At 71.8% G+C, this 16,417-nt stretch carries 17 protein-coding genes; 13 read left to right on the top strand and 4 right to left on the bottom strand.

All coding sequences use genetic code 11. The annotated features are described in order from the left end of the window. Nucleotides 1-16 precede the first annotated feature (16 nt). The gene (locus VOI19_RS01985; RefSeq protein ID WP_323791293.1) at nucleotides 17-139 is read left to right on the top strand and encodes a DUF3151 family protein; all 123 of its coding nucleotides are present in this window, start codon (nucleotides 17-19) and stop codon (nucleotides 137-139) included. Nucleotides 140-235: 96 nt separating this feature from the next. Here VOI19_RS01985 and lysS read toward each other — a convergent pair whose 3' ends face one another. Further along, complete coding sequence (lysS, locus tag VOI19_RS01990) at nucleotides 236-1,930, bottom strand: lysine--tRNA ligase (RefSeq protein WP_323791277.1); 1,695 nt, start codon at nucleotides 1,928-1,930, stop codon at nucleotides 236-238. A gap of 26 nt (nucleotides 1,931-1,956) precedes the next feature. After that, a complete protein-coding gene (locus tag VOI19_RS01995; protein WP_323791278.1) occupies nucleotides 1,957-2,880 on the bottom strand; it encodes a diacylglycerol/lipid kinase family protein in 924 nt (307 codons plus the stop codon). 198 nt (nucleotides 2,881-3,078) lie between these two features. Between VOI19_RS01995 and VOI19_RS02000 the strand changes: the two genes are divergently transcribed. From VOI19_RS02000 to VOI19_RS02055, 12 genes are all read left to right on the top strand, one after another. Further along, complete coding sequence (locus tag VOI19_RS02000; RefSeq protein ID WP_323791279.1) at nucleotides 3,079-4,377, top strand: adenylosuccinate synthase; 1,299 nt, start codon at nucleotides 3,079-3,081, stop codon at nucleotides 4,375-4,377. 128 nt (nucleotides 4,378-4,505) lie between these two features. Continuing rightward, a complete protein-coding gene (purD, locus tag VOI19_RS02005) occupies nucleotides 4,506-5,741 on the top strand; it encodes a phosphoribosylamine--glycine ligase (RefSeq protein WP_323791280.1) in 1,236 nt (411 codons plus the stop codon). A 108-nt stretch (nucleotides 5,742-5,849) separates the two neighbouring features. After that, nucleotides 5,850-6,029 (top strand): hypothetical protein, encoded by a 180-nt coding sequence (locus tag VOI19_RS02010; protein WP_323791281.1) that lies wholly within the window; start codon nucleotides 5,850-5,852, stop codon nucleotides 6,027-6,029. Nucleotides 6,030-6,124: 95 nt separating this feature from the next. Further along, on the top strand, nucleotides 6,125-6,712 hold the full coding sequence (locus tag VOI19_RS02015) for a Uma2 family endonuclease (RefSeq protein WP_323791282.1): 588 nt from the start codon (nucleotides 6,125-6,127) through the stop codon (nucleotides 6,710-6,712). Nucleotides 6,713-6,812: 100 nt separating this feature from the next. Beyond that, the gene (gene purB, locus VOI19_RS02020) at nucleotides 6,813-8,252 is read left to right on the top strand and encodes an adenylosuccinate lyase (protein ID WP_416366311.1); all 1,440 of its coding nucleotides are present in this window, start codon (nucleotides 6,813-6,815) and stop codon (nucleotides 8,250-8,252) included. An 89-nt stretch (nucleotides 8,253-8,341) separates the two neighbouring features. Next, the gene (locus VOI19_RS02025; RefSeq protein ID WP_323791284.1) at nucleotides 8,342-8,965 is read left to right on the top strand and encodes an antibiotic biosynthesis monooxygenase; all 624 of its coding nucleotides are present in this window, start codon (nucleotides 8,342-8,344) and stop codon (nucleotides 8,963-8,965) included. Between the two features lie 133 nt (nucleotides 8,966-9,098). After that, nucleotides 9,099-9,770 carry a CDP-alcohol phosphatidyltransferase family protein gene (locus VOI19_RS02030; RefSeq protein WP_323791285.1) on the top strand — a complete coding sequence of 224 codons (672 nt, stop codon included), beginning with the start codon at nucleotides 9,099-9,101 and terminating at the stop codon, nucleotides 9,768-9,770. After that, entirely contained in the window at nucleotides 9,767-11,041 is a 1,275-nt protein-coding gene (locus VOI19_RS02035) for an ABC transporter substrate-binding protein (protein WP_323791286.1), read from the top strand. Before VOI19_RS02030 ends, VOI19_RS02035 begins: the two co-directional genes overlap by 4 nt. A gap of 11 nt (nucleotides 11,042-11,052) precedes the next feature. Further along, a complete protein-coding gene (locus tag VOI19_RS02040) occupies nucleotides 11,053-11,940 on the top strand; it encodes an ABC transporter permease (protein WP_323791287.1) in 888 nt (295 codons plus the stop codon). Next, nucleotides 11,937-12,725: an ABC transporter permease gene (locus VOI19_RS02045; RefSeq protein WP_323791288.1), complete on the top strand. Its 789-nt coding sequence runs from the start codon at nucleotides 11,937-11,939 to the stop codon at nucleotides 12,723-12,725. The genes VOI19_RS02040 and VOI19_RS02045 overlap by 4 nt, the downstream gene beginning before the upstream one ends. Next, the gene (locus tag VOI19_RS02050) at nucleotides 12,718-13,824 is read left to right on the top strand and encodes an ABC transporter ATP-binding protein (RefSeq protein ID WP_323791289.1); all 1,107 of its coding nucleotides are present in this window, start codon (nucleotides 12,718-12,720) and stop codon (nucleotides 13,822-13,824) included. The genes VOI19_RS02045 and VOI19_RS02050 overlap by 8 nt, the downstream gene beginning before the upstream one ends. Beyond that, entirely contained in the window at nucleotides 13,821-14,462 is a 642-nt protein-coding gene (locus tag VOI19_RS02055) for a TVP38/TMEM64 family protein (RefSeq protein ID WP_323791290.1), read from the top strand. The genes VOI19_RS02050 and VOI19_RS02055 overlap by 4 nt, the downstream gene beginning before the upstream one ends. Nucleotides 14,463-14,498: 36 nt before the next feature. On the opposite strand, the gene VOI19_RS02060 is transcribed toward VOI19_RS02055, so the two are convergent. Further along, nucleotides 14,499-16,022: a dihydrolipoyl dehydrogenase family protein gene (locus VOI19_RS02060; protein ID WP_323791291.1), complete on the bottom strand. Its 1,524-nt coding sequence runs from the start codon at nucleotides 16,020-16,022 to the stop codon at nucleotides 14,499-14,501. Then, nucleotides 16,019-16,417 (bottom strand): hypothetical protein (locus VOI19_RS02065; protein ID WP_323791292.1); only part of this gene is annotated, 399 nt, incomplete at its 5' end. The genes VOI19_RS02065 and VOI19_RS02060, both read right to left, overlap by 4 nt.

The raw sequence follows: 16,417 nt of genomic DNA on the forward strand, positions 1-16,417 counted from the left end.
GGGCAACCGCGGCTTCCTGGTCTGCCTGTCGCTGCTCGCCAAGGCCGCACGCACCATCGGTGAGGCCGACGAGTGGGAGCGGTGCTCGGAGTTCCTGCGCGACTCCAGCCCCACGGCGTACACCGAGCTGCTGGGCTGAGTCGGCTCACACCGGCTTGCAACGCACCGTTCGGACCTCCGGTCGACCGTTTGACGAGTCGACCAGGGGACCGGACGGTGCGTTACACGTGTGCGCTCAGCCGCCGAGCAGCTCGCGCACCTTGGCCGAGCCCAGGGCGAGGAACAGGGTGGGCAGCCGGGGGCCGCGCTCGGCGTCGACGAGCAGCTCGTAGAGCAGCCGGAAGAACTCCTTCTGGTCGGCCTTGACCTCGTCGGTCGGCGCATCGTCGAGGGCCAGGCCGCGAGCCAGCTTGGGCACGCCGTAGATCAACGACGTCGTCGAGTCCAGCTCGAGCTCGGCCGGCAGCGCGTCGAGGAGGTGGCGCAGCCAGCCCTGCTCGGCCTCCGACAGCGCGGCCAGGCGGGCGGTCGCGGGCGCCTCGCGCACCGTCGTCCGCTCCTCGGCCGGGAGGTCGGCGATCCAGGCCATCGCCTTGGCCAGGCGCGGCTCGAGGGCCTCGACCGACGGGTGCGGGAACCCGGCAGCACCGACGGTCGTCGAGATCAGCTCGGCGGAGCCGGCCGTCACGTCGGCCACCGACGAGAGCAGGCGGAACGGCGCCACCGACTCCGGCGTCGGCAGCACACCGGCGTACGCCGTCGAGGAGGCCCGCTCCCAGGCGAGCACCGCGACGTCGCGCTTGGCAGGGTCGCCGGCCTTGCGGGTGAGCGAGTCCCACTCGTCGTACAGGCGCACGACCTCCTGACCGAGATCGATCGTGAACACCTGCTTGGGCTGGCGACGCACGTAGAGCCAGCGCACCATCGGCGCCTCGAGGATCCGCAGCGCGTCGGCCGCGGTGGGCACACCGCCGCGCGACGACGACATCTTCGCCATCCCGGCGACGCCGACGAACTTGTAGGCCACGAACGACGGCGCACGCCAGCCGAAGGTCGGCTGCACGATCTCCTTGCCGACGGTGTACGACGACCCGGGCGTCGCGTGGTCGTCGCCACCGGGCTCGAAGTCGACCTTCTCGAAGGCCCAGCGCATCGGCCAGTCGACCTTCCAGACGAGCTTGCCCTCGTTCTGGGTCGCGAGGTTGGTGCTGCCCACGAAGTCGCAGGACCCGCACGTGTAGGCGAGGTCGTGCGTCGCGTCGTCGTACGACGTCAGGGTGACGGTGTCGCGCCCGCACTGGCGGCAGTAGGGCTTGAAGGGGAAGCGCTCGAGGGAGTCCTCAGCAGGCTCCTGGCCGCCCTCGGCCGTCTCGCCGCCCGCGAGATCTGCCTCGGTGGCGGGCGCCTTGGTGCGGAAGCGCGCCATCACGGCCTCGATCTCGCGTCGCTGCGAGACCGCGTGCAGCACCTGGTCGCGGTAGGCGCCGGAGGCGTACATCTCGGTCTGCGAGACCTCCTCCATCTCGACGCCCATCTCACGCAGCGAGGTGACCAGCGGCTCCTTGAAGTGCTCGGCCCACGAGACGTGGCAGCCCTCGGGATCGGGCACGGCCGACAGCGGGCGTCCGATGTGGTCGGACCACGACGGATCGACCCCGGCGGGCACCTTGCGGAAGCGGTCGTAGTCGTCCCAGCTGTGCAGGTGGCGCACCGGCAGGCCGCGGCGGCGGATCTCCTCGGCCACGAAGTGGACGGTGAGGAACTCGCGCAGGTTGCCGAGGTGCACCGGCCCTGACGGGCTCGCCCCCGAGGCGCACGTGATGAGCGTGGCGTCCTCGCCGGCGTGCCTGATCGCGTCATCGGCCGCCCTGGTCACCCAGTCGGTCGGCTCGCTGGTCTGCTCTGCGTCGTTTCCTCGTCCTCGTGCCACGGGGCCACGCTATCGGCGAGCGCCAGTCAGTTGTCGATCGGCAGGACCAGCGAGTACGCCGCCCGCTGCAGACGCCACGAACGGTGCCGCTCGGGACCGCTGATCTCGCCGTCCGCGCTGATCCAGAACTCCTCGCCGCTGACGGTGACCTGGGTGGCCCGTAGGCACATGACGTCGGAGTGCTCGGGGTGCGTGCCGAGGCCGAGCCGGCCGGCGTAGACGAGGCGTGAGATCGGTCCGGTGGCCCGCGAGATCATCACGTCGGCGCGGCCGTCGCTCGGATCGGCGTCGGGGGTCAGCTCCATGCCGCCGCCCACCGACGCGCCGTTGCCGATGGCGACCTGGAGCACCGGGGTGTCGAAGTCGGAGACGACCTGGCCGTCGACCTCGACACGCAGCCGTACGACGGGCGGGTTCCAAGCAGTGATCGCGGCGCCGATCGGGTAGCCGAGCTTGCCGAGGTTGACGCCCTTGACTCCGACCGAGCCGAGTCGCTCCTTCCACCGGTGCGAACGACGGCTCGCCGCCGCGCCCGCGCCGACGTGCACGCCGTTCACCACGATCTCGCCGACCTCGTCGACGAGCAGGTCCATCGGCTGCGGGGCGCCGTCGAGCAGCACCCGGGCGGCGTCCTCGACGTCGAGGGGGATGCCGGTCCCGCGGGCGAAGTCGTTGCCGGTGCCGAGGGGAAGGAGCCCGAGGACGCTGCCCTCGAGCTCGTTGCGGCGGTGGAGCGCCGAGACGACGGCGTGCAGGCTGCCGTCACCGCCGGCCACGACGATGCGTCGCGAACCGGCGCGGTGCAGGACGCCGTCCAGCTCGCCGGGGTCGCCGGTCGCCTGCACCTCGACCGAGGCGCGTTCGCGCAGCACCGCCAGGGCGAGGTCGAGGGTTTCCTCGTCGGCGGTGCCGGCGCCCTTGTTGGTGATGACGAGGAGGGGTTCGGACATGCGGTGACCTTAGCCGTCGTCCCGGCCGATGGTCTCGACGGATCGCGACGGTTCGGCGCCGCCGTGCCGAAGTTGGTAGCGTGGGGTCGCAAGAGCCCCGGTGCTGTTGTGCCGGGGTCTTTGCATGTCTGGGGGTCCGGCGCGAGTCTCGGGCAGACCAGCGACAGCGAACGACGCAGCAACGGACAGGGAGTGACCATGCCGGCCATCGCGATCATCGGAGCCCAGTGGGGCGACGAGGGCAAGGGCAAGGCGACCGACCTGCTCGGTAGCCGCGTCGACCACGTCGTGAAGTTCAACGGCGGCAACAACGCCGGTCACACCGTCGTCATCGGGCAGCCCGACGGCACCAGCGAGAAGTACGCGCTGCACCTGCTGCCCAGCGGCATCCTGAGCCCCAACTGCACGCCCGTCATCGGCAACGGCGTCGTGGTCGACATCGACGTCCTCTTCGAGGAGATCGACGGCCTCGAGGCCCGCGGCGTCGACACGAGCAAGCTCAAGATCAGCGCCAACGCCCACGTGATCGCCAGCTACAATCGGGCGCTCGACAAGGTCACCGAGCGTTTCCTCGGCTCGCGCCGCCTCGGCACGACCGGGCGCGGCATCGGCCCGACGTACGCCGACAAGATGAACCGCATCGGCATCCGCATCCAGGACCTCTTCGACGAGAAGATCCTCACCGCCAAGGTCACCGGCGCCCTCGAGCTGAAGAACCAGGTCCTCACCAAGGTCTACAACCGCCGCGCAGCCGAGGTCGAGGAGATCGTCGCCGAGCTGCTCACCCACGCCGAGCGGCTGCGCCCGATGGTCTGCGACACCGGGCTCTACCTCAACCAGGCGCTCGACAACGGCGACATCGTGCTGCTCGAGGCCGGCCAGGCCACGCTGCTCGACGTCGACCACGGCACCTACCCGTTCGTGACGTCGTCCTCGGCCACCTCCGCCGGCGCCTGCACCGGCTCCGGCATCCCGCCGATGCGCCTCGACCAGGTCATCGGCATCGTCAAGGCCTACACGACCCGCGTCGGCGAGGGTCCGTTCCCGACCGAGCTGTTCGACGAGTCCGGCGAGCACCTGCGCACCGTCGGTGCCGAGTTCGGCACGACGACCGGCCGCCCGCGTCGTTGCGGCTGGTACGACGCCGTGATCGCCCGCTACGCCGCGCGCGTCAACGGAGTGACCGACTTCGTGCTCACCAAGCTCGACGTGCTGACCGGGCTCGAGCAGATCCCGGTCTGCGTGGCCTACGACGTCAAGGGCGTGCGCCACGACGAGATGCCGGTCAACCAGTCCGACTTCCACCACGCCGTGCCGATCCTGGAGTACTTCCCCGGCTGGACCGAGGACATCTCCGAGTGCCGCACCTTCGACGAGCTGCCCGCCAACGCGCGGTCCTACGTCGAGGCCGTGGAGAAGATCTCGGGCTCGCGGATCTCGGTCATCGGCGTCGGCCCCTCGCGCGCGGCGACGATCGTGCGCCACGAGCTGCTCTGACGGCTGTCGGAATCCCCGGTGATCCGGGTACTCCTGACGTTCTCAGGGGAAGTTCTCCCTGAGAACGTCAGGGACTCCCTGATATCCGGGGATTCCTGCGCGCGCGCCACTCCGTAGGATCAACGCCCGTGAAGACCCTCGTGATCGGTACCGGCGGGCGCGAGCACGCCCTGGCGCGTGCGCTGTCCCTCGACCCCGCGGTGAGCGAGGTGCACGCCGCTCCGGGCAACCCCGGCATCGCGGCGGTCGCCACCCTGCACGCCGTCGACCCGCTCGACGGTGAGGCCGTGGCCGACCTCGCCGAGCGTCTCGGCGTGGGTCTGGTCGTCGTCGGACCCGAGGCGCCGCTGGTCGCCGGGGTCGCCGACGTGGTCGCCGCCCGCGGCATCGCGGTCTTCGGCCCGAGCGCCGCTGCCGCCCAGCTCGAGGGGTCGAAGACGTTCGCGAAGGACGTCATGGACGCCGCCGGCGTGCCGACCGCGCGCTCCTTCACCTGCACCACGCCCGAGGAGGCCGCGGCCGCCCTCGACGAGTTCGGCCCGACGTACGTCGTCAAGGACGACGGGCTCGCCGCCGGCAAGGGCGTCGTGGTGACCGACGATCGTGCCGAGGCGTTGGCCCACGCGACCGCCTGCGAGCGGGTGGTGATCGAGGAGTTCCTCGACGGTCCCGAGGTCTCGCTCTTCGCGCTCACCGACGGCGTGACCGTCTACCCGCTCCAGCCTGCGCAGGACTTCAAGCGGATCTTCGACGGCGACGCCGGCCCCAACACGGGCGGCATGGGCGCCTACACGCCGCTGCCGTGGGCGCCCGAGGGTCTGGTCGACGAGGTGCTGCGCGACGTCCTCCAGCCGACCGTCGACGAGATGGCGCGCCGCGGCACCCCCTTCGCCGGGCTGCTCTACGCCGGCCTCGCGCTCACCTCACGCGGCACCCGCGTCATCGAGTTCAACGCCCGCTTCGGCGACCCCGAGACGCAGCCGCTGATGGCGCTGCTCGACTCCCCGCTCTCGGCTCTGCTGCTCGGGGCCGCCACCGGCACGCTCGCCGACGTCGCGCCCCCGGTGTGGAAGTCGGGCGCTGCGGTCGCCGTCGTCATGGCCAGCGCCGGCTACCCCGAGTCGTCGTCCTCCGGTGACGTGATCACCGGGATCGACGCCGCCGAGGCGCTGCCCGACGTGCACGTCATCCACGCCGGCACCTCGCTTGCAGGCGGCGACCTGGTCACCGCCGGCGGACGCGTGCTCGCGGTGATCGCCACCGGCACCGAGATCGGCGCCGCGCGTGCGTCGGCGTACGACGGCGTCGCCGCGGTCTCGTTCGACGGGGCGCAGTCGCGCTCCGACATCGCTGCCGGACTCTGAGCCCGCGATAGGCCCGGACGAAGTGGCCCCTCGCGCCCACGATTCGGGGCCATTTCGTCAGGGACTATTCCGTCAAGCGGCTCGATCCTGGCCCGACATGATCGCCCCATGACGATCTTCGGGACTGGTCAGGTGATCACGAAGCGTGAGGTCTGGGGTGGGCGGGTCTGGCTCGAACACCCGGTGCGAGTCGAGTCCGACTCCGCCGCCGACGTGACCGACCTGCTCGATCGCGACGAGCGTTGGTGGGCGCCGTGGGACGTCTGGGTGCCTCGCCCGCACCACTAGGCCCGAACCCTGTGGAGAGAGCTCAGCGCACCCAGGCGATCGGTGCCAGCCTTCCCTTGATGCTGCTCGAGCGTCACCATGGGAAGGAAGGCGATGTGTCCACCACCGCAGGGGAGCCGATGTCCATCAAGCAGCAGTGGGAGCCGGACGCACCACTTCAACGGCTGCGCATGTCGTGGGAGGAGTATCTCCGGCTTCCCGAGAAGCCCAAGGCGGAGTACGTCGACGGCGAGGTCGTCGTGACGCCGCCGGTGGCGGCGGCGCACGGCATCGCCACGGTCGCGCTCGGCCAGGCGCTCAGCGTGGGGCTCTCACACCTGATCGTGGTGGGCGAGGTGGGCCTGGCCCTGCCGCGCAACCGTCTTCGAGCCCCGGACCTGATGGTCGTCGAGCGTCGGCCCGACAAGACGTGGGTGACCGACGCCCCGGTGCTGGTCGTCAAGGTGCTCTCGCCCAGCACCCGCCTGGAGGACCTCGTCCGCAAGTCTGCGGAGTACGCCGAGGGCGGCGCCGGTCAGTACTGGGTCGTCGACCCTGAAGCGCGGGTCATCGAGGTGCTCGGCAACGCCGACGGCGAGTGGGACACGTTGCTCCGCCTCGACGAGCACACCACGATGGGCGAGGTCGTCGTCGGCGACCACGGCGTCGTACGGCTGGACCTCGACGTGATCGTCCCGACCTAGGGGTCGCCGTAGAGCACGTAGTCCCGGACGAAGTGGCCCCTCACGCCCACGATCCGGGGCCATTTCGTCAGGGACTATCTCTCGCGGGACAATGGCGCCCGTGACCGCACCCACCGTCCCGAACGTCCTCGCCACCCGCTACGCCGGCGCCGATCTCGCCCAGATCTGGTCGCCCGAGCACAAGATCGTGCTGGAGCGTCAGCTGTGGATCGCGGTCATCAAGGCTCAGCGCGACCTCGGCATCGACGTGCCCGAGGGCGTCGTCGAGGCCTACCAGGGCGTCGTCGACCTCGGGGAGAAGGGAGTCGACCTCGCCTCGATCGCCGCGCGCGAGCGGATCACCCGCCACGACGTGAAGGCGCGCATCGAGGAGTTCTGCGCGCTCGCCGGGCACGAGCACATCCACAAGGGGATGACGAGCCGCGACCTCACCGAGAACGTCGAGCAGCTGCAGCTCAAGGCCTCCCTCGAGCTGCTCCGCGACCGCGCGATCGCCACCCTGACCCGTCTCGCGCGCCTCGCCGCCGAGCACGAGGCCACCGTGATGGCCGGGCGCTCCCACAACGTCGCCGCGCAGGCCACCACCCTCGGCAAGCGCTTCGCCTCGGCTGCCGATGAGCTGATGATCGGCGTCGAGCGCATCGAGCAGCTGCTCGCGCGCTACCCGCTGCGCGGCATCAAGGGCCCGATGGGCACCGCCCAGGACATGCTCGACCTCCTCGACGGCGACGAGTCCAAGCTCGCCGACCTCGAGCAGCGCGTCGCCTCCCACCTCGGCTTCGAGCGCGTGCTCACCAGCGTCGGCCAGGTCTACCCCCGCAGCCTCGACTTCGACGTGCTCTCCGCCGTCGTCCAGCTCGTGGCCGCGCCGTCCAACCTCGCGACGACGATCCGGCTGATGGCCGGCAACGAGATCGTCACCGAGGGCTTCAAGGAGGGCCAGGTCGGCTCCTCGGCGATGCCGCACAAGATGAACACCCGCTCCTGCGAGCGGGTCAACGGCCTCGCGGTCGTCACCCGCGGCTACCTGTCGATGATCGGCGAGCTCGCCGGCGACCAGTGGAACGAGGGCGACGTCTCCTGCTCCGTCGTACGACGGGTCGCGCTGCCCGACGCGTTCTTCGCCGCCGACGGGCTGTTCCAGACCTTTCTGACGGTGCTCGACGAGTTCGGCGCCTTCCCGGCCGTCATTCAGCGTGAGCTCGACCGCTACCTGCCCTACCTGGCCACCACCAAGGTGCTGATGAGTGCGGTGCGCAACGGCGTCGGCCGCGAGAGTGCCCACGAGGCGATCAAGGAGGCCGCCGTCGGCACCGCGCTGGCGATGCGTCAGGGCCAGGCCACCAACGACGTCTTCGCCAAGCTCGCCGCCGACGAGCGCCTCGGTCTCACCGAGGCCCAGCTCGCCGACCTCGTCGCCGCGCCGATCGCCTTCACCGGTGCCGCCGTCGCCCAGACCCAGGCGGTCTGCCGTGCCGTGGCCGACCTCGCCGAGCGACACCCGGTCGCTGCGGCGTACTCGCCTGGCGCCATCCTCTGACATCGCGACCCGGGTGACACCAGCCACATCGGGGCAGGATCACCCGCCGCGGGCTGGGTCGTACGGCGTCCGGGCGTGAAGATGGCCCCATGCCCGAGCCCGTCACCGTCGCGATCACCCGCCAGCTCGAGGTCGGCCACGAGGCCGAGATGATGAGCTGGCTCAACGCCGGCATCCACCTCGCCGAGCGGTTCCCCGGGTTCCTGGGGGCGGGCTGGGTGCGCCCGGAGTCCGACTCCACCGAGTGGCACATGCTCTACCGCTTCGCCGACCACGACTCCCTGCAGCAGTGGGAGCAGTCCTCGCAGCGCGCGTGGTGGCGCGCGTCGGCCTCCGGGCTGGGCGTGGTCGAGGCGAGGGTCGAGAAGCGCACCGGCATCGAGGGCTGGTTCGACGTGCCGCAGTCGACGCTCGTCGTCGAGGGCAACGCCCCGGCCGCGACGCCCAAGCCGCCGCCGCGCTGGAAGCAGGCCTGCACGATCTTCCTCGTGTTCTTCCCGCTCAGCATCGTCGCCAACTGGATGGCCAACCAGCTGCTGGACGGCGTCGTGCTGCCGCTGCGGGTGCTGGCCACGGTGCTCGTGATGACGCCGATCATGACCTACGTCGCGCTGCCCTGGATCACGCGCACGATGCAGTGGTGGCTCCAGGGGCAGCCGTCGCCGTGGACGCGCCGACGGACGGCGCGAGCGCTGGAGTCGTCGACCTCGTAGTCTGCGTCCCGCCCGGATCGGCACGCGAAGACCCGGGAAGGATGATCTCGGGTCACCGTGTTTCCCCACCGACCACCCGTGATCGACACGTGACCGATCACGTCGCCGACCCACTGACCCGCGAGGACGCCATATGCTCGACGCGCCCGTACGCCGCGCCCTCGAGCCGACCCTCGACGCCGCAGCGGCGGGCCTGGCGCGCCTGGGCTTCCGGGCCACGACGCTCACCGTCGCCGGTTGGGTCGTCGGCGTCGCCGCCTGCGTCTTGGTCGCCACCAGCCACTGGCACCTCGCCCTGGTCGCTTGGCTGCTCAACCGCGTGCTCGACGGGCTCGACGGCCCGCTCGCCCGCCGTACGGGCTCGACCGACCTCGGCGGCTTCCTCGACATCGTCGCCGACTTCAGCATCTACGGCGGGTTCGTGGTCGCTGCGGCGTTCGCCGAGCCCGACGCCCGGGTCGCCCTGATCGTGCTCCTCGGCACCTACTACCTGTCCGGTACGGCGTTCCTCGCCCTGTCGTCGGTGCTCGAGCGCCGGGGCGAGGCGAGCCGCGCCGACCGCGACCAGCTGGCCGACGGACGCTCGTTGCTGTTCGTCGGCGGGATCGCCGAGGGCACCGAGACCGTCGTCGTCTACGCGCTCATCTGCCTGATGCCTCAGCACCTCGCCGTGATCGCGTGGCTCTTCGCCGCCGCGGTCGCGATCACCGCCCTGCAACGGATCGCCCTCGGGATCCATCTGCTGCGCGGCGCCGAACACCCACCCAGCACCACTTCCAGCAGCCCCACCGAGGAGCACCGATGACCCGCCCGACCCGCCTCAGCCACCGCTTCCGCGCGGCTGGGCTCCTGACCGGTCTCGTGACCGCCCTCTCCCTGACCGCGTGCGGCAGCGACGACGCGGGCAGTGACGGCGGCGCCGTCACCGCGGCCGCCGCAGATTGGGACGCCGTCCTCGCCGAGGCCGACGGCCAGAGCGTCAACTGGTACATGTACGGCGGCGACGACCTCCTCAACACCTTCGTCGACGACGTGGTCGCGCCGCGCCTGGCCGACCTCGGCGTGACGCTCAACCAGGTGCGCATCGACGACACCGCCGAGGCCGTCAACAAGGTGCTCGGCGAGAAGCAGGCCGGCCGCGAGTCGGGCGGCTCGGTCGACGCGATCTGGATCAACGGCGAGAACTTCGCCACCGGCGTGCAGGCCGACCTGTGGCGCTGCGGCTGGTCCGAGGACCTCCCCAACGCCCAGTACGTCGACCTCGACGCCCCCGAGGTGGCCACCGACTTCGGCACCCCGGTCAACGGCTGCGAGGCCGCCTGGCAGCAGGCCAACTCGGCGCTGGTCTACGACTCCGCCGAGCTGGACGACGCCGACGTCGAGAGCCTCGACGCACTCTTCGCCTGGGCCGAGAGCAACCCCGGCCGGTTCACCTACCCGGCCCCGCCGGACTTCTTCGGCTCGATGGCCGTGCGCACGATGCTCTACGACACCATCGGTGGCCCCGACGCGCTGCTCGAGGGCGAGCCCGACACCGCCTCGGACGCCTTCACCGATGCCACGACGCAGACCTTCGAGCGCCTCAACGCGATCGAGTCGAGCCTGTGGCGCGGTGGCGACACCTACCCGCAGAGCCAGGACGACGTCGAGAAGCTCTACGCCGACGGCGAGATCAGCGCCTTCTTCACCTACGGGCCCGGCGCGGTCGGCCCCAAGGTCGCCGACGGGCTCTACCCCGACACGACCCGTGAGGCCGTGCTCGACATCGGCAACATCTCCAACGTCAGCTTCCTGACGATTCCGGCGAACGCCGAGCACCAGGCAGCCGCGCTGGTCCTGGCCAACGTGCTCCAGGAGCCCGCGGTGCAGCTCGCGCTCTTCGAGGCCAACGGCATCTACCCCGCGATCGACGTCGCCACCACTCCGCAGGACGTGCAGGACGCCTTCGCGGCCGTGACCGTCAGCGAGTCGGTGCTGCCCCTCGACGCGCTCCTCGCCGACGCCCAGCCCGAGCTCGCCGGTGACTACATCAGCGCGATCGAGGACGGCTGGGTCGCCGAGGTCCAGCAGAAGTAGGGGTCTCCCGGATGTCGCTGCTCACCGTGGGGGCCCAGCGGGTGCCCCCACGGGTGCGCGTCTGGTTGCTCCTCTCACCCGCGCTGCTCGTCGTCGGCGTCTTCTTCGTCGGCGGCGTCGGTCAGGCCCTGCTCCAGAGCCTGGGCCGACAACCGTTCCTCGGCGAGACCGACTGGTCCCTCGACGCCTACCGGGCGACGTTCGCCGACCCGGCCTTCCGGGCCTCGCTGGTCCTGACCCTGCGAGTCGTGGTGCTCTCGACGGCTCTCGCGACCGTGCTCGGCGTCGCCCTCGCCCTGCTCGTACGACGCTACGCACGGGGCCCGCTCACGACCCTGCTCCAGAGCACCCTGGCGGTGCCCCACCTGGTCGGCGCGCTCTGCATCGGGCTGCTGCTGTCGCCGTCCGGACTGGTCTCCCGGCTCGCCGCGAGCGTGGGGCTCGTCGACTCCGCGCAGGACTTCCCCGTGCTGACCAACGACGCCTTCGGCTGGGGGATCATCGCGGAGTACACGTGGAAGGAGGCGCCCTTCATCGCCGTCGTCGCGCTGGCCTCCCTGACCCCGGCCGTGCGTGATCTCGAGGGCGCCGCCCGCACGCTCGGCGCCGGCCCGTGGCGCCGACTGCGCACCGTGACCCTGCCGATGATCGCCCCGGCCGTGGCGGCCGGCTCGGTGCTGGTCGCGTCATTCGCTGCGGCGTCGTACGAGGTGCCGCGCCTGCTCGGGCAGAGCTTTCCGGCGACGCTGCCGGTGGTGGCGCTCCAGCGCTTCAACGACACCGACCTGCTCGTGCGCCCGCAGGCGATGGCGGTCGCGACGATCCTCGCGGTGCTGAGCCTGACGCTCGTCGCGGCCTACCTGGTGCTGGTCTCGCGACTGACGAGGAGAGCCCTGTGAGGGGGCGGGTGCTCGTCGGCGCGGTCGTCGCTGCCCTGCTGCTGCCGCTCGTGCCGCTGCTGGGCTGGGCGGTCGCGGGCTCGTGGCGCTACCCCGACGTCGTGCCCGGCCGGCTGACGCGTCGCGGCCTCGACCTCGTGCTGGACGGCGAGGTGGTCGCGGCCACCCTGACGTCGCTCACGATCGCCGTGTCGGTGGCGGTGCTGGCGTGCGCGATCGGCCTGTCGGCCGGTCGGGCGATCGGGCTTCATCGCTTCCGTGGACGGCGGCTGGTGCAGTTCCTGCTGCTGGCCCCGGTGATCGTGCCCGGGCTCGCGGTCACCCTCGGCATCCAGGTCTTCTTCGTGCGCTACGGCCTCTCCGACACCGCCGTCGGGGTGGTGCTCGTGCAGCTGATGCCGACGGTGCCGTACGCCGCGACCCTGCTCGGGGCGGCGTACGCCAACCTCGACCTCGACTACGAGCGCCAGGCACGCTCGCTCGGCGCCGGACCGACGCGCACCTTCCTGACCGTGACCCTCCCGCTCCTGCGGCCGGCGCTGGTGACCACCGCGCTGCTGACCTTCCTCATCTCCTGGAGCGAGTACATCCTCACCCTGCTGATCGGAGGTGGTCAGGTGACCACCCTGCCCCTGCTGCTCTTCTCGGCGATCGGCTCGTCCGACCGCACCGCCGCCGCGGCTCTCGGGCTGCTGGTCGTCGCACCGCCGGTGCTGATCGTGCTGGCCGTGGCCGGCCGGTTGCGCGGCCGTGAGCAGGCCTGGACGGGGCTGGCCCGTGGCTGACCCGACCACCCAGGCGAGCCGCCTCGAGCTCCGCGGCCTCGCGGCTCGCTTCGGCGACGTCAGCGCCATCGAGTCGCTCGACCTCACCCTCGAGCCGGGCTCGTTCACTGCACTCCTCGGCCCCTCCGGCTGCGGCAAGAGCACCACCTTGTCGATGGTGGCGGGGCTCCTCGCGCCGAGCGACGGAGACGTGCTGCTCGACGGAGCCTCGTTGCTCGGCCAGCCCGCCGAGCGTCGTCCGGTCTCGTTGGTCTTCCAGAAGCCGCTGCTCTTCCCCCACCTCACGATCGAGCAGAACGTCGCCTACGGCCTGCGCGCACGACGTGCGCCCGACGGGTCGCGCGGCGCTCGCGGATCACGACCCGGCAAGGCAGCGGTCGCGCGCCAGGTCGCCGAGATGCTCGAGCGGGTGCGCCTCGGCGGGCTCGGGTCGCGCCGGGTCGGAGAGCTCTCCGGAGGCCAGGAGCAGCGGGTGTCCCTGGCCCGTGCGCTCGTGCTGCGCCCGCGGGTGCTGCTGCTCGACGAGCCGTTCTCCCAGCTCGACGCCGACCTGCGCGGCGAGATGCGCCGCCTGGTGCGCGAGCTCCACGACGAGTTCGACCTGACGACGCTGTTCGTGACCCACGACCAGGAGGAGGCCGTCGAGCTGGCCGACCGCGTGGCGCTGATGCTCGACGGCCGACTCGAGGGCGTCGCCGCTCCGGAGGCCTTCTACCTCGATCCGCCGTCGCTGGCGGCCGCCCGGTTCTTCGGTGTCACCAACGAGCTGCGGGGCACGGTCTCGGCCGGCTCGTTCCGCACGGCCGACGGTGCGCTCACCGTGCCCACCACGGCGCGCGACGGCGAGAGCATCCTCGTCGTACGGCCCGAGGCCCTGGTCCTGTCGGCCACGTCGGAGCCGCACGCCGTGGGCGGTCGGGTCACCACGACCCGGTTCGCCGGCTCCGACGTGCTCGTCGAGGCGGCGCTGACCGACGGGCAGTCACTGCGCGTCCGGGTGCCGTTGGGCACCCGCCTCGCGGTCGGCGACTCCGTCTGTCTCGAGCTGCCTCCGAAGCGCTGCACCGTCTTTCCCCAACCGGCCGAGGAGGCCTCGTGACCCGCGCGACGTACATCAAGGCAGGCGTCTTCCTCGCCCTCATCGTGGCAGCGATCGTGATCCAGCTGTCCGTCGGGCTGCCGACCAAGGACGAGCTCCAGTCGCTGCTCGACGGCCTCGGCCCGGTCGCCATCCCGGCCTTCATCGGGCTCTACATCGTCGCCTCGCTGCTGCCGGTCGGTCCGAGCGGTCTGCTCACGATCGTCGGCGGCGCGCTGCTGGGCTTCTTCGTCGCGCTCGCCTCGGTGCTCGTCGCCGCGATCATCGGGGCGGTGGTCGCCTTCCTGATCAGCCGCTCGCTGGGCCGCGCGGCGGTGCAGGGTGTCAGCAACGAGCGGGTGCGCGCGCTCGACGCTCGAGTGAGCGAGTTCGAGTTCGGCGCCGTGCTGCTCGCCCGGCTGGTGCCGCTGATCCCGTTCACCACCGCCAACTACGCCTTCGGCCTCACCTCGGTGCGACTGCCGGCCTACGCCCTCGCCACCGCGATCGGCATCGTGCCCGGCACGGCGGTCTACGTCGCGGTGGGGGCGTACGGCGCGGAGCCGAGCTCGCCGCCGTTCCTGCTCGCCATCGGTGCGCTGGTGCTGCTCACCGTGATCGGGATCGTGCGGTCGCGGCGGCAGAGCGGCGCCTCCTGAGGAGGACGCCGCTCGTCGTCGAACGGGACCCGCGGGTCAGGCGGTGTGGGTGCGCCGCTTCAGCCACGCGCGACGCACGGTCGCCAGCCCGGCCGTGACCTGCTTGACCGGCGTCGACTCGAGGTCGGCGCGACCCTGGGCGAGCGCGGCCTTCCAGACGCCGTCCGACCAGGTGGGGTAGGCGTGCATCGCTCCGGCGACGGCCCGGGCCTTGAGCCCCTGCTGGCCGGCGAGGAGTGCTTCGGCGAGGGACTCCCCGGCGCGTGGGCCCACGATCGAGGCACCCACGACCTTGCCCTTGGCGTCCAGCACGAGCTGCGAGTAGCCGTGGACCTGGCCCTCGGCGCGGGCGCGGTCGACCTCGGAGTGCGGCACGGTGTGCACGATCAGTCCGGGGCGCGAGTCGGCGGCGATGCCGAACGACGCGACCTCGGGTGAGGTGTAGGTGACGCGCGGGACCAGGTCGGGCTGCACCGTGCGACGCAGCCCGAGGACGGCGTTGCTGGCTGCGAGGCTGCCGTGGCTGCCGGCGGTGTGGGTGAAGGGGGCGTGGCCGGTCAGGTCACCGGCCGCCCAGATGCGCGGGTTGGACGTGCGCAGCCGGTTGTCGACGTCGATGTGACCGGACTGCTGGAGCGCGACGCCCGCCGCGCCGAGGCCGAGGTCGGAGGTGCGCGGACGGCGTCCGACGGAGACGAGGATCCGGTCGAACGGCACCTCGGAGCCGTCGTCGAGGAGCGCGACCGGGCCGCCGGCGCGATCGGGCTCGATCGAGGTGAGCGTGACGCCCGTGCGCACGTCGATCCCGTCGTTCTCGAAGGCACGCGCGATGGCGTCCGACGCCGGCGGGGTCTCGCCAGAGATCAGCCGGTCGGCGGCCTCGACGATCGTGACCGACGACCCGAGGCGGGAGAAGGCCTGCCCGAGCTCGCAGCCGATCGGTCCGCCGCCGAGCACGAGCAGTCGCTCGGGCAGCTCGGTGAGCGCCCAGACGTTGTCGGACGTCAGCGGATCGACGTCGGCGAGACCGGGCAGCCCGGGCACGAGCGGCTCCGACCCGGTGGCGACGAGCGCCTGGGTGAAGGTGATCGGGGTGCCGTCGACGGTGGCCGACTGCGGGCCGGTGAAGAGCACCGAGCCCTGGGCGACCTTGGCGCCGGCGGCGCGCAGGGCAGCGGGGGAGTCGACCGGCTCGATGGCCGTGATGGTCGAGCGCACGTGAGCCATCACCTCGTCGAAGTCGACGGTGATGTCGCCGACGTGGACGCCGAGGGCCGAGGCGGCGCGCGCCTCGCCCACCACGTGGGCGGCGGCGAGCAGGGCCTTGCTCGGCACGCACCCGGTCCACAGGCAGTCACCCCCGGTGCGGGCCCGCTCGACGAGCAGCGTGCTGGCGCCGAACCCGGCTGCGGTGTGCGCGGCGACGAGCCCCGCCGTACCGCCGCCGACGATGAGGAAGTCCCAGGCGCCGCCGCCGGGAGGAGTGAGCGGGTCGGAGGCCCAGGTGGTGTCGTCGACGTCGGAGGTCACGGGGTGGTGAGTCGTCCCGGTGGTGCTCATGCGGGCCCCGTCCCGGTGCTGCGCAGGGTGGCGGCGACCGCGTCGAGGCGTTCGAGCGCCTCTCGGTCGGTGGGTAGACGTCGCCCGAGGCTGCGCAGCTCGTCGCGCACCTCACGCCGCTCGGCGAGGTCCCGGGCGCAGCGCCGGCACGTCGAGGCGTGCCGCGCCACGCGGGCCTCCTCGCTGCTGCTCAGACGGGCCGACGGGTCGCCGTCGACGTACCGGTCGAGACGGCGAGCCGCCCACCAGCAGGTGGTCATCTGCATCATGAGTGCTCCTCGGGGTCCGGGGTCGAGATCGTGGTCGCTGGTGGTGACGGTGGCTGCTGGGAGCGTGGCTGTCGATGCCGCAGCTGCTTGCGCAAGCGGGCGCGCGCTCGGCTGAGACGCGACATC

Origin of the sequence: Nocardioides sp., assembly GCF_034670285.1 — a bacterium.
Classification (GTDB): domain Bacteria; phylum Actinomycetota; class Actinomycetes; order Propionibacteriales; family Nocardioidaceae; genus Nocardioides.

What these genes read in the sequence shown, in the direction of transcription:
- VOI19_RS02030 (WP_323791285.1), top strand. Translation starts at nt 9,099, where the DNA reads ATGCTCGACGCGCCCGTACGCCGCGCCCTCGAGCCGACCCTCGACGCC.
- VOI19_RS02040 (WP_323791287.1), top strand. Translation starts at nt 11,053, where the DNA reads ATGTCGCTGCTCACCGTGGGGGCCCAGCGGGTGCCCCCACGGGTGCGC.
- VOI19_RS02035 (WP_323791286.1), top strand. Translation starts at nt 9,767, where the DNA reads ATGACCCGCCCGACCCGCCTCAGCCACCGCTTCCGCGCGGCTGGGCTC.
- VOI19_RS02010 (WP_323791281.1), top strand. Translation starts at nt 5,850, where the DNA reads ATGACGATCTTCGGGACTGGTCAGGTGATCACGAAGCGTGAGGTCTGG.
- VOI19_RS01995 (WP_323791278.1), bottom strand. Translation starts at nt 2,880, where the DNA reads ATGTCCGAACCCCTCCTCGTCATCACCAACAAGGGCGCCGGCACCGCC.
- VOI19_RS02025 (WP_323791284.1), top strand. Translation starts at nt 8,342, where the DNA reads ATGCCCGAGCCCGTCACCGTCGCGATCACCCGCCAGCTCGAGGTCGGC.
- VOI19_RS02000 (WP_323791279.1), top strand. Translation starts at nt 3,079, where the DNA reads ATGCCGGCCATCGCGATCATCGGAGCCCAGTGGGGCGACGAGGGCAAG.
- VOI19_RS02060 (WP_323791291.1), bottom strand. Translation starts at nt 16,022, where the DNA reads ATGAGCACCACCGGGACGACTCACCACCCCGTGACCTCCGACGTCGAC.